Below are 12,120 nucleotides of genomic sequence, written 5' to 3' on the forward strand. Positions count from 1 at the left end.
CCGGCAACAACGGCTCCAGACGCGCCCACTCGGCGTCGGTCAGATCGTGACGATCCAGCACCACACCTGCCTACCGCATCCGACACCCAAGATCCACGGGACACACTCTAGCCTTCCCCGGCCACGCCTGGCCATCGCCGACAGCACGCGGACCACCGTGGATCCGGATGTCCGGGCACAGCGTCCCATCGGTCAGTTGAGGACGTTCATTCCGTCGCTCATGTAAATGTACACTCGGCTGAACCGCCCATTTTCCAGGTAGAAGAAGTTGCAGTTCGTCAGAGTGATCTGGTTGCCGTCGTTGTCTGTCAGTTCGACCTCGAACTGGCTGGCGATCCGGTTGTTGTCGGGGTCGACGACATGCCGGAAATGAATATGGCGCATATTTCGCTTGTAGTTGTCGAACAACTCGATGTACATCTGGCGCACATCATCGTCCCGGCCACTGTGCACCGAGTGCGCAGTCTGGATGGTCACCACCGCTTCTTCGTTGAAGCATGAAAGGACGCCGTCGAGGTCGTATTTGTCGACGGCATCGAAGTACCGTTCGACCATGTCGATCAGATAGCCGTAGGTGGTGGCTCCCGTGGCCGTGCTGGGCAGCAGCAACGAACTCATGGCGACCTCCCTGTCGCGGGTTTTTCGTCGGTCGTTCCGGCTCGGTGGCACGTGGCGTGGGCGCGAGAAGGCAGCGCCTGCATTGTATGCAAGTAGCCGTACGGGCAGCGTCCCCGACGAGGTTCCATCCTGTCAAGCGGGAGAGCCATCTGTAATTGCATACATTTTGGCCCCGCGTGGCAGTGGGCGGTGCCGCTCCGGGTTCGCGTCGCGCGGTGCCGGTCGGTCGACGCGTCCAGCACGTCGCGGAAGCGGGGCCGGTTGTGTATCCGATGGAGCCAACCGGATTGCCGGCGCGCGGAGAAGCGGGGCGGAAATCAAGGGGTGGCCGGCGCCCACCTCCGCGATGGGCCGGTGCGTGGTCGAAGGCGGTCATTCACCGGCGAAGCGTTGCTCCAGTTCGTGAACCTCTGGTAGGCCGATCATGGTGGTGAAGGCGTCGAAGGTGGGGAGTCCGGGCAGCGCGGCGGTGGGTGTGCCGTCGGTGCGGATCGTCTCGAGCAGGGCGCGGACGGCGGCGGTGGCGGCGAGCAGCGTGCCGATGGGGTAGAGCACGAGGGAGAAACCGAGCTCGGCGAGCCGGGCGAGCGAAATCGGGGGGGTTCGGCCACCCTCGGCCCAGTTGAACACCAGATGTGCCACCCCCCTCAGCTCGTTGGCGATGCGGGCGATGTCGACCTCGCTGGTCGGTGCCTCGACGAACAGGGCATCCGCCCCGGCGGCGGCGTAGGCGCGGGCGCGGGCGATCGCGGCGTCCAGGCCCTCGACGGCGACGGCATCGGTGCGGGCGATGAGGACGAACGCCGGATCGCGGCGGGCGGCGACGGCGGCACGGATCTTGCCGACCATCTCGGCGCAGGGGATCACCTCCTTGCCGCCCATGTGTCCGCATTTCTTGGGCGTCGCCTGGTCCTCCAGGTGGATGCCGGCGACTCCGGCCTGCTCGTAGAGCTGGACGGTGCGCAGGACATTGAGGGCGTTGCCGTAGCCGGTGTCGGCGTCGGCGATCACCGGGATATCGACCGCCGCCACGATGCGCCGGGCATTGTCGATCATTTCGGTACCGGAGAGCAGCCCGATGTCCGGGCGGCCGATGAGGGAGGCGGTGCTGCCGAATCCGCTCATGTACGCGACGGCGAAGCCGGCCTGTTCGACGAGTCTCGCGGAGAGCGCGTCGTATGCGCCGGGTGCCACGAGCGGATCGGGCGCGGCCAGTAGCTCGCGCAGCCGGGCTGCCGGCGCCGTTCGGCGTCCCAGTAGATGTCCCACGGAGGGCCTCCTTGTATGCAGAACTGTCTAATTCTCCGCAGTGAGCATTGCCTATGGAACCACGTTGCCCCTAGATTGCACACAATCCGAAAGTGAGGTGTCGGGTGACGCGGACCATGACCTCGGCCGAGCGAGTGGTGGTGGCGGTGCGGGATCTCATCCTTCGTGGCGAGTTCGCGGCCGGTGCCCGACTCGGCGAGGTCGAACTCGCCGAGCGCCTCGGCGTGAGTCGCACCCCGGTTCGGGAGGCGCTGACCCGGTTGGCGGTCGAAGGCTTGGTCGAGATCGTCCCGAATCGGGGTGCTCGCGTGATGAGCTGGAGCGTCGCGGAGCTGGAGGGCGTGTTCGAACTGCGCTCGGTCCTGGAGCCGCGGCTCACCGCGCTTGCCGTGCCCCGCGCGTCGGCCGACGACATTGCCGCGCTCGCCGCGCTCGCCGCGCGGATGGTGGAGGTCGGCAGCTCGGGACCCGGCCAGGACCTGGACGCCCTGGTCCCGCTCAATCGCGAGTTCCACGACCGGCTCGTCACGCTGGCCGCTCACCCGGCGCTCGCCACCGTGCTGGCGGGGGCGGTGCACGCACCGATCGTGCTGCGCAACTTCCACACCTACGACGACGCATCGCTGCGCCGCAGCCTCGCGCATCACGGCGAGATCGTCGCCGCGATGCGCGCCGGCGATCCGGAATGGGCGCGCGCCGTCATGACCGCGCACATCCACAATGCCCGGGCCGTGATGGTTCGGGCCGCCCGCGAGCAGCAGGAGGACGTATGAGTGAGCGCGCGACCGAATCAGCGACGCAGAGCTTTCGACTCGGGGTCGACGTCGGCGGCACCTTCACCGACGTGCTGTTGGTCGAGGAGGCCAGCGGGGTTACCTGGCAGGCCAAGACGGCCTCGACACCGGACGATCAGGCGGTGGGCGTGCTGAACGGCATCGCCAGGGTCTGCGCGGCGGCCGGGATCGGGCTCACGCAGGTCACCGAGGTGCTGCACGGCACCACGGTGGCGACGAACGCGATCCTGCAGGGCCAGGGGGCGACGGTCGGGCTGGTCACCACCAGGGGGTTCCGGCAGGTCCTGCAGATCGCCCGCTCGTACGTCCCGGGTGGGCTGGCGGGCTGGATCATCTGGCCCAAGCCGGAGCCGCTGGCGGCGCTGGAGAACACCGTGGAGGTCGATGAGCGCATCGGCACCGATGGCACCGTGGTGCGCGCCCTGGACGAGGACGACGTGCGCGCGCAGCTCAAGAAGCTGGCCGGGCGGAGAATCCAGGCGCTGGCGATCTCGCTGATCAACTCGTTTGCCGATCCGACGCACGAGCGGCGGATCGCGCGGATCGCCGCCGAGGAGCTACCCGGTGTGCCGGTGTCGCTGTCCTCGGAGGTGCTGCCGGAGCTTCGCGAGTACGAGCGCACGGTCACCACGGTGGCCAACAGCTACGTCCAGCCGCAGGTCCGCAGGTACGCGCAGAACCTGGCCGACCAGCTGGCCGAGGGCGGGGTTCCCGGCGAGCTGGCGATCCTGCGCAGCGACGGCGGGCTGGCCGCGGCGTCGGCGGCGATCGACGCGCCGGTCACGATGCTGCTGTCCGGTCCCGCCGGCGGGGTGACCGGGGCGGTATGGGTGGCCGAGCAGTGCGGGTACCGCGATCTGATCACCTTCGACATGGGCGGCACCTCCACCGACGTCGCGCTGGTGCAGGACCTGACTCCGCGAATCGGCCGCGAGACCAGGGTCGGAGACCTGACGGTGCGCGCCTCCAGCGTCGACGTGCGCACCGTCGGGGCCGGCGGCGGGTCGATCGCCCACGTGCCGGAGCTGACCCGGGCGCTGCGGGTCGGGCCGCAGTCGGCCGGCGCGGATCCCGGGCCGGCCGCCTACGCCAGGGGCGGGGTCGCGCCCACGGTCACCGACGCCAACGTCGTGCTCGGCTACCTCCCGTCCACCCTGGCCGGCGGCGAGATCAGCCTCGACGTCGACGCCGCGCGGGCGGCCGTGCAGAAGGTCGCCGAGGCGATGGGCCTGGAGTCGGTCGAGGCGGCCGCGGCCGGGATCGTCGACATCGTCAACGAGAACATGCTCGGCGGGCTGCGGTTGGTCTCGGTGCAACAGGGCTTCGACCCGCGCGAGTTCGCTCTCGTCGCGTTCGGCGGCGCGGGACCGCTGCACGCCAACGCGCTGGGCCGGCTCACCGGGGCCTGGCCGGTCATCGTGCCGCCGTCCCCGGGGGTGCTGTGCGCGCTCGGCGACGCGACGACGAGCCTGCGCGACGAGGCCGCGCGTACCGTGCTCGAGCGGTTCGGCGACCTGGGGGAGAACGACCTGGCCGCCATCCTGGGCGAGCTCGCCGACGAGGCTGGGGACCGGCTGGCCCGGCAGGGCCTCGACCGCGCCGACCAGACCGTGACCTACCAGGTCGATGTCCGCTACCACGGCCAGGGCTTCGAGATACCGATCGAGGTACCCGAGCCGCGGACCCCGCTCGCCGAGCTGGCCGCGCGGTTCGACGCCGAGCACGAGCGGCTGTTCTCGTTCCTGCTGAAGGTCGACCACGAGCTGGTCAACGCCCGGGCCACGGTGACCGGGCCGAAGCCGTCGGTCGCCACGGTGCGGCTACCGGCGGGCGACGGCGACCCGGCGGCCGCGCGGGTGGACACCCACCCGATCTACGTCGAGGGTGGCCGGGTTGCGGCGCACGTCTACGACCGCGCCACGCTGCGCGCCGGTGACGTGGTCACCGGCCCGGCGATCGTCACCGAGATGGACTCCACGACCCTCGTGCTGCCCGGCCACGCGGCCGTCGTGCACCCCTCGGGCAGCTTGCTCATCTGGCCGGAGGCCGCGATCGACACGAGTAACCCGGTGGAGGGCTGAAGGTTGGCAAGGATCATCGAAACCGCGACCGATGCCATCGAGCGGACCACGGTGGACCCGGTGACCCTCGACCTGATCGAGAACGGGCTGCGCAACGCCCGCTACGAGATGGACGAGGTGCTGTACCGCACCGCCCTGTCCCCGGGCATCCGTGAGCAGCACGACGAGTTCCCGCTGATCGGCGACCCGAGCGGGAAGATGGTCGTCGGCCAGTTCGGACTGTCCATTCCCGACTTCCTCGACGGCTTCGACGACACCGTCGAGGAAGGCGACGTGCTGCTGACATCCGATCCGTACGCCTGCGGGGCGGCGATCAGCCATGCCAACGACTGGCTGGTGGTGATGCCGATCTTCCATGAGGGCCGTGTCGTGGGGTGGGCGTCGATGTTCGGGCATATGTCCGATGTGGGCGGTAAGACGCCGTGCTCGATGCCCACCGACGCGCGCACGATCTACGAAGAGGGCGTGGTCATCCCGCCGTTCAAGCTCTACCGCAACGGCGAGCTCAACGAGGATGCGCTGCGGATCATCCTCAACCAGGTGCGGATGCCGGATTGGAACCGCGCCGATCTGGGCGGGCTGGTCGCGGCCTGCCGCACCGCCGGACGCCGCGTGGTGGAGATGTGCGAGCGGTTCGGCACCGGTACCTACCTCGCGGCGCTCGATGCGTTGCTGCAACGTAACTACGATGCGATGAAGGTGCTGCTGCAGGCGGTGTTCGAGGAGGGCAGGACGCTCTCGTTCACCGACTACATCTGCGACGACGGCGTGGGCAACGGTCCCTACGAGCTGAAGCTCTCGCTGACCCGCACCGGGGAGAAGGTCCACCTGGACTTCACCGGCTCCAGCCCGCAGGCGGCCGGGCCGATCAACTACTACATCAACGAGAACCTGACCCGGATGTTCTTCGGGATCTACATGATCACCGTCGCCGATCCGCAGATTCTGTGGAACGACGGCTTCTACCCGCTGGTCGAGGTCACCATCCCGGAGGGCTCGTACTGGAAGCCGCGGCATCCGGCCTCGCTCAACGGGCGCAACCACGGAATCGGACGGGTCTTCGACCTGTTCGGAGGTCTGTTGGGGCAGACCAACCCGGCGCTGCTCAACGCCGCCGGGTTCTCCTCGAGCCCGCATTTCATGTACTCGGGCTACTACTCCGACGGGGCGCGCCAGGGCGAATGGTTCCAGCTGTACTCGATCGGCTTCGGCGGCATCCCCGGCCGCCCGCTCGGCGACGGGCCCGACGGGCACTCGCTGTGGCCCAGCTTCGTCAACATCCCGTGCGAGTACCTGGAGTCGTACTACCCGCTGCGGATCGAGCGCTGGGAAACCGTCGCCGACACCGGCGGCCCGGGGCTGCACCGTGGCGGCAACGGGGTGGACGTGGCCTACCGCTTTGCCGAGCCGGGCACCATCGCCATCCACGACGACCGCTGGCTCACCTACCCGTGGGGGGTCAACGGCGGGGCGCCCGGGGCGCGCGGCACCAAGTGGATCGAGCGTGCGTCCGGGGAGCGGGAGGTGCTGCCCAGCAAGTGCCACGACGTGCCGGTCTTCCCCGGTGACGTGCTGCATTTCGTCACCTGGGGCGGCGGCGGGTGGGGCGACCCGCTCGAACGCGACCCCGCGCTCGTCGCGCTCGAGGTGGCCCGTGGGCTGGTCACGGTCGACGGGGCCCGCCGCTACGGTGTTGTGCTCACGGTCGACGGCTCGGTCGACCAGGCCGCGACGGACACCCTGCGGGAACAGATGCGCGCCGCCCGGCCCGCCGAGCTGCCCGTGTTCGACATGGGACCGCCGCTCGAGCAGCTGCTGGAACGCTGCGAGGCCGAGACCGGCCTGCCCGCTCCCCGGCGTCCGGTGTGGACGTGAGCGCGCCCCACGGGCCGGGGTTCTCCGGGCGGCTGGGCTGGGGCACCCACCCGGCCGTGGTCGTGATCGACTTCGTCCGTGCCTACGCCGAACCGGACGGCCCGTTCGCCCTGCCCGAGCCCGGCCCGGCGCTGGCGGCGTGCGCCGAACTGGTGGACGCCGCCCGCGCCGGCGGGTACCCGGTCGTGTGGACCGTCGTGCGCTATACCCCGGGGCTGGCCGACGGCGGCCTGTTCCTCCGCAAGGTCCCCGCGCTGGGCGCCTTCGCCGAGGACGCCGACGGTGACTGGGGCGAGATCGCGCCACCGCTCAAGCCCGCGCCCGGCGAGCCGGTGGTGGTCAAGCAGTACGCCTCGGCCTTCTTCGGCACCTCGCTGGCCGCCACGCTGCACGCCACGGGCGTGGACACCGTCGTGATCGCGGGCGTGTCCACCTCCGGCTGCGTCCGGGCCAGCGCGACCGACGCGCTGAGCCACGGGTTCCGCCCGCAGGTCGTCCGCCAGGCCTGCGCCGACCGCACCCCCGCGCTGCACGCGAACAACCTCGCCGACCTCGACGCCAAGTACGCCGACGTCGTCGACCTGTCCGCGGCGCTCACCCGACTCTCCACCCGGCCCTGAACCACCGGCCTCCCGGGACGGCGCGGGCTAACCGAAGAAGACCTCGGCCTCGGCATAGAGCGCCGGGTCGACCACCTTGAGCTTCTTCGTGGCCTCCGAGAGCGGCACCGTCACGATGTCCGGACCGCGCAGCGCCGTCATCTGGCCCCACGTGCCCTGCGCGACCGCGTCGATGGCGTGCAGGCCGAACCGGGTGGCCAGCCACCGGTCTCGGGCGGACGGCGTGCCGCCGCGCTGCACGTGCCCGAGGACGGTGGTGCGGGCCTCCTTACCGGTGCGTTCCTCGATCTGGTGGGCCAGCCAGTCGCCGATCCCGCCGAGCCGCACGTGCCCGAACGCGTCCGTGGCCGAGGAGTGCAGCACCGCCTCGCCCTCCTTGGGGATCGCCCCCTCGGCGACGACGATGATCGGTGCGTACTCGAGCTGGAAGCGCGATTCGACCCACTTGCAGACCTGGTCGACGTCGAAGCGCACCTCGGGGATGAGGATCGCGCTGGCGCCGCCCGCCATCCCGGCGTGCAGGGCGATCCACCCCGCATGCCGGCCCATGACCTCGACGATCAGCGCGCGGTGATGCGACTCCGCGGTCGTGTGCAGCCGGTCGATGGCATCGACCGCGATGTTGACCGCGGTGTCGAAGCCGAAGGTGTAGTCGGTGCCGGCGAGGTCGTTGTCGATCGTCTTCGGGACTCCGACGATGTTGACCCCGGCCTCGTGCAGCTTCGCCGCCACGCCGAGGGTGTCCTCGCCGCCGATCGCGATCAGCGCGTCGACACCGAGGTTCTGCAGGGTGCGGCGGATCCGCTGCACGCCGTCCTCGACCGCGAACGGGTTGGTCCGCGACGAGCCGAGGATCGTCCCGCCGCGGGGCAGGATGCCGCGCACCGCGGGGATGTCCAGCGGCTTGGTCAACGCCTCGAGCGGGCCGCGCCAGCCGTCGCGGAACCCGAGGAACGTGAAGCCGTACTCGGGTACCCCCTTGCGAACGATCGCCCGGATGACGGCGTTGAGGCCGGGGCAGTCCCCGCCCCCGGTGAGCACACCCACGCGCATCTGATGACCTCCATCGATACAGAAGCTCGTGCACCGGCCACGCTAGCGGCTCATCCGGACCGTCCGCTGGGTGGGCCGCGGCCCGGTCCTTCACCGATCATCCCGATGATCGCCGTTCGCGACCACCCGCGGCCCTTCCCCGGTGACCGGGCAGCCGACCGAGTGGACCAGGCGGTGCCGCAGGCTGGTTTGGAGCGGGACGTCCCTGGGTACCGGCGATCGTGACGGATGACCACAGGCAGGCCAGCGACCCCGCCCACGCCCGCCCGGACGGGGCCGGTGACGAACTCGTCGCCACCGTGGGCAGACTCTCCGAGGCCTTGGAGACCGTGGAGCGGGCGCGGGGTGCGCTCTATGAGTTTCACCAGCTCATCGGTGGTGCCCACGGCATGTTGCAGGACGTCGTCGAGGGGCTGCGGTCGACCGGCCACGACGAATGGGCCGAGCGGATCAGGAACGAGCTGCTCGGCTGCAACGTGCTACCCGGTCGATGGACCTTCCAGATCGTCGAGGAGTTCGACGACGGTTACTACCGGCTCTTTCGGCAGATCGAGCGCGGCGTCCGCGACGACACGATGGCCGGGCGCCGGCACGTGTACGAGGCGGAGCTGAAGGCGTCGCTGTGGCGGCCGCGGGTGCCGGGACACGACGCCGCGCGGTGACCGGTCACCGGCACACGTCTGGGTCCGGGACGGCGGCGGGACCGGTGCGGCTGAACGAGATGTGCACGTGGTCGAAGTGGTTCTCGGTGGCGCTGCCGCGGTCCTCCATCCGCTGCCAGCCGTCGCCGTAGTTGATCCGCTGCTTCCAGATCACGTAGGTGATGCCCAGCGCCTTCTTGTTGCGCAGGGCGCACTGCGCGATCCGGTCGCCCCGATCGCCACGGACCATCAGGTCGATCGCCAGGCCCGATGGATGGTCGGAGGCGCGGCTTCGACCGGCGACGCCGATGAGGTCGGGGTGGCCGTACAGGCACGACAGGAACTGTGCGGCCCGCGCCACCCACGGCTTCACCGGGCCGAGTCCGGCGAGGTCGACGGCGCAGCGGACGCGGGCGTCGCGGGCGGCGCGCTCCTGCTCGGCGCGGCGCGCGACATCGGCCAGCCCGGCAGCCTTGATCAGGCCGGCCGCGTCGGCTGCGGCGGGTGGGTCGTCGTCGCCCCGGGCGGCCACAGGTACGACCCGCAGGCCGCGGTCGGCGGGGTGGGTCACGACGGGCAGTGCGGCGGGAGCGCTGTCGGCGGCCAGCCGCAGGACGGTGGCGTCGGCCGCGGAGTCGACCGGTCCGGTCAGCGCGACGAGCGGAGCGGCGAGCGCCAGGCAGCCCCCGGTGAGGGCGGCCGACATCGCGGCGTTGGCCGCGGGAGACCTGTTCAGCGCGGCGTGCCGCGCCGCGACCGAGACCCCGACGGAAGCCGGGGCAAGGCCGCGTCGCGCGCGCCGGCTGCCGGGGGAGCGGTGCCGGGACACGACCTGCCTTCCGGATCGTCCGGCCCGGGCGGACATCCGGGTTGGCCGGTCGGATCGGGGAATCCTCGTCCGTCGGGGAGCCGGGCCGTCGTGATCCGGAAATGGACTGTAGCCCAGTGGTCACGCTCCGATCACGAACCCTCGCACTCGGTGTGACGGGCGGTCCGGCCTACGCGCTCAGCGGCATCCCGCGAGTCGGGGTATTTCCGTGACCGAGTCGGGGTATTTCCGTGACCGAGTCGGGGTCATCCGGTCGTCGCGGGCCCGCCCGACCAGGCCGCCCGCAACAACGTGCGCATGGCGGCGAGGTCCACCGGGGCCGGGTTGCCCGCCGGGGCGGCGTCCGCGACCAGCCGGGCCGCCTCGTCGGCCTGCTCCGCGCGCAGGCCGAGTTTCCGCAGCCCGCGCGGGACACCCAGGCGCGCCGCGAGCGCCCGCAGCTCGGCGACGGGGTCGTCCGTGCCGAGCGCGCGTCCGATCCGCCGCACCGCTTCGGGGGCACGCGGGGCGTTGAAGGCAAGCACATGCGGCAGGACGACGGCGTGGGTCGCGGCGTGGGGCAGGTCGAACGCGCCGCCCAGCACGTGGCAGATCGTGTGGTGCAACCCGGATCCGGCCGCGGTGAGCGCGGTTCCCGCCAGGTAGGCGCCGTAGAGCAGGTCCGAGCGGGCACCCAGATCGGCGGGATCGGCGGCGACGACCGGCAACCCGGCGCCGAGCGCCCGGATCCCCTCCTCGGCGACCAGCATCCCGATGGGGCTGCGCCGCGGCGCCCACAGCGCGTCGACGCAGTGCGCCAGCGCGTTGAAGCCGCTGGTCACCGACAGCTCGACCGGAAGGCCGAGGGTCAGTTCCGGGTCGTAGACGACGATGCGCGGCAGCACGACGGGATCGGTACCGGTGGTCTTGCGCCCACCCTCGGTGAGCCCCCAGATCGGGGTGACCTCGGAGCCGGCATAGGTGGTCGGGACCGCGAGCACCGGTAACCCGGTGGTGAGCGCGACGGCCTTCGCGGTCCCGGTCGCCGAGCCGCCACCGATGCAGAGCATCCCGTCGGCGGCGATCTCGACGGCGTGGGCGCGGGCCCGCGTCGCGACGTCCAGCGGGACGTGCTGGCGGATACCGATGAACCGCCCCGCCACGCGCGAGGCGAACGGCGCGGTGAGGGCGTCGGCCAGCGCCGTGTCGCGTTCGCTGCAGATCACGAGCAGCCTGCCGCTGCCCAGCCGCTCGACCTCGGCGGCGAGCCGGGTCCGGGTGGCGCCCGCGCCGAACACGATCCGTGCGTGCAGCACCTCGTACTCGAAGTCGCGCATCCGATCAGCGTGACGATCGCGCGCCCGGTCGTCCACCGGTCGGCGACGCGTCGGACCCGGCCTGGTTGCCGATCCGGACGTACTCGGTCGGACTGCTGGTTGAACGCCGATGCCAGGCAGTGGCGGGCCGACCCGCGTGGTGATCCGCGACCTGGATCAGGCCCCCTGCGGAACCGGGTCCTCGCTCGCCGGAAGGGTCTCGCCGGTCTCGAGCAGGGTCTTGAGGCCGGAGAGCAGGTGCGGCCAGCCTCCACGGATCATGTCCAGGACGGTGCTCCCGGGCTCGAAGTCGCCGTGAATCACGGTCAGCTTGACGGTCTGCCCGAGCGGTTCGATCTCGAAGCTCACCTGGGAGCGGCGCTCGGCGGCGATCGTGGCGCGGAGTTCGTCGCTCACCCCGACGGCCTCGGCGAACTCCGGGGTGATGGAGTGCCAGGTGTAGGACAGCCGGCGGTACGGCTCGGACTCGAGGACGACCTGGGCGGGGTCGGCGATTCGTGCTCCGTTCAGCTCCCAGGACATCGTCGAGCCGGCCCGCCAGTCCGTCTCGAAGGCGACCCCCCAGTAGCGGCGGGTGAAGGCGGGGTCGGTCAGCGCCTGCCAGAGCCGTTGCGGCGTGGTCTTGATGTAGGTCGTGTAGACGAACTCGTTGTGCTCCATCGGGTTGGCCTCCAATGCCGTCTTCAGGTCGGCGAGTGCGCGCACCCGCTCGCGGTCGTACTTGTCGATCCAGCGCTCGGCGATGGCATTGATCGGGGCCGCGTTGAGGTGGTGCAGCTTCTCCCGGCCCCGCCGCAGGGTGGTCACCAGGTTGGCCGCCTCCAGCACCGCCAGGTGCTTGCTGACCGACTGGCGGGCCATGTCCAGCCCTGTGCACAGTTCTCGCAGGCTCTGCCCGTTGCGGGCATGCAGGCTGTCCAGCAGCCGGCGGCGGTTGGCATCGGCCAGCGCCCTGAACACCTCGTCCATCCTCGCCACCCCAATACGCAGCCGTTGGGCTGCCTTCAAAATAGGCAGCCCAACG

At 70.9% G+C, this 12,120-nt stretch carries 11 protein-coding genes; 5 read left to right on the top strand and 6 right to left on the bottom strand.

Annotated features, from left to right (window positions below; genetic code table 11):
- Positions 1-192: 192 nt before the first annotated feature.
- Both ACFQE5_RS20190 and ACFQE5_RS20195 read right to left on the bottom strand, forming a co-directional pair.
- Positions 193-618 (bottom strand): nuclear transport factor 2 family protein, encoded by a 426-nt coding sequence (locus tag ACFQE5_RS20190; protein ID WP_379587260.1) that lies wholly within the window; start codon positions 616-618, stop codon positions 193-195.
- A gap of 372 nt (positions 619-990) precedes the next feature.
- A complete protein-coding gene (locus tag ACFQE5_RS20195; protein ID WP_379587262.1) occupies positions 991-1,887 on the bottom strand; it encodes an isocitrate lyase/PEP mutase family protein in 897 nt (298 codons plus the stop codon).
- 104 nt (positions 1,888-1,991) lie between these two features.
- Here ACFQE5_RS20195 and ACFQE5_RS20200 point away from each other — a divergent pair, with 104 nt between their 5' ends.
- From ACFQE5_RS20200 to ACFQE5_RS20215, 4 genes are read left to right on the top strand one after another with little or no spacing between them, the layout of a single operon-like run.
- Positions 1,992-2,660, top strand: a complete 669-nt coding sequence (locus tag ACFQE5_RS20200; RefSeq protein ID WP_379587264.1) for a GntR family transcriptional regulator — start codon at positions 1,992-1,994, stop codon at positions 2,658-2,660.
- The gene (locus ACFQE5_RS20205; RefSeq protein ID WP_379587266.1) at positions 2,657-4,762 is read left to right on the top strand and encodes a hydantoinase/oxoprolinase family protein; all 2,106 of its coding nucleotides are present in this window, start codon (positions 2,657-2,659) and stop codon (positions 4,760-4,762) included. The genes ACFQE5_RS20200 and ACFQE5_RS20205 overlap by 4 nt, the downstream gene beginning before the upstream one ends.
- Positions 4,763-4,765: 3 nt before the next feature.
- Positions 4,766-6,637, top strand: coding sequence for a hydantoinase B/oxoprolinase family protein (locus ACFQE5_RS20210; RefSeq protein WP_379587268.1), 1,872 nt, complete (start codon positions 4,766-4,768; stop codon positions 6,635-6,637).
- Positions 6,634-7,257, top strand: coding sequence for an isochorismatase family protein (locus tag ACFQE5_RS20215; protein WP_379587270.1), 624 nt, complete (start codon positions 6,634-6,636; stop codon positions 7,255-7,257). The genes ACFQE5_RS20210 and ACFQE5_RS20215 overlap by 4 nt, the downstream gene beginning before the upstream one ends.
- 27 nt (positions 7,258-7,284) lie before the next feature.
- Here the strand turns inward: ACFQE5_RS20215 and ACFQE5_RS20220 are convergent, their stop codons facing one another.
- Positions 7,285-8,310 carry a 6-phosphofructokinase gene (locus ACFQE5_RS20220; protein WP_379587272.1) on the bottom strand — a complete coding sequence of 342 codons (1,026 nt, stop codon included), beginning with the start codon at positions 8,308-8,310 and terminating at the stop codon, positions 7,285-7,287.
- A 221-nt stretch (positions 8,311-8,531) separates the two neighbouring features.
- Between ACFQE5_RS20220 and ACFQE5_RS20225 the strand changes: the two genes are divergently transcribed.
- Positions 8,532-8,972 carry a hypothetical protein gene (locus tag ACFQE5_RS20225; protein ID WP_379587274.1) on the top strand — a complete coding sequence of 147 codons (441 nt, stop codon included), beginning with the start codon at positions 8,532-8,534 and terminating at the stop codon, positions 8,970-8,972.
- A gap of 4 nt (positions 8,973-8,976) precedes the next feature.
- Here ACFQE5_RS20225 and ACFQE5_RS20230 read toward each other — a convergent pair whose 3' ends face one another.
- From ACFQE5_RS20230 to ACFQE5_RS20240, 3 genes are all read right to left on the bottom strand, one after another.
- A complete protein-coding gene (locus ACFQE5_RS20230; protein WP_379587275.1) occupies positions 8,977-9,780 on the bottom strand; it encodes a hypothetical protein in 804 nt (267 codons plus the stop codon).
- Positions 9,781-10,025: 245 nt separating this feature from the next.
- Positions 10,026-11,096 carry a maleylacetate reductase gene (locus ACFQE5_RS20235; RefSeq protein WP_379587276.1) on the bottom strand — a complete coding sequence of 357 codons (1,071 nt, stop codon included), beginning with the start codon at positions 11,094-11,096 and terminating at the stop codon, positions 10,026-10,028.
- Between the two features lie 156 nt (positions 11,097-11,252).
- Positions 11,253-12,065: an ArsR/SmtB family transcription factor gene (locus ACFQE5_RS20240; RefSeq protein WP_379587277.1), complete on the bottom strand. Its 813-nt coding sequence runs from the start codon at positions 12,063-12,065 to the stop codon at positions 11,253-11,255.
- Positions 12,066-12,120: the final 55 nt, after the last annotated feature.

Source organism: Pseudonocardia hispaniensis (genome assembly GCF_042658695.1).
GTDB classification, from domain to species: Bacteria; Actinomycetota; Actinomycetes; order Mycobacteriales; family Pseudonocardiaceae; genus Pseudonocardia; species Pseudonocardia hispaniensis.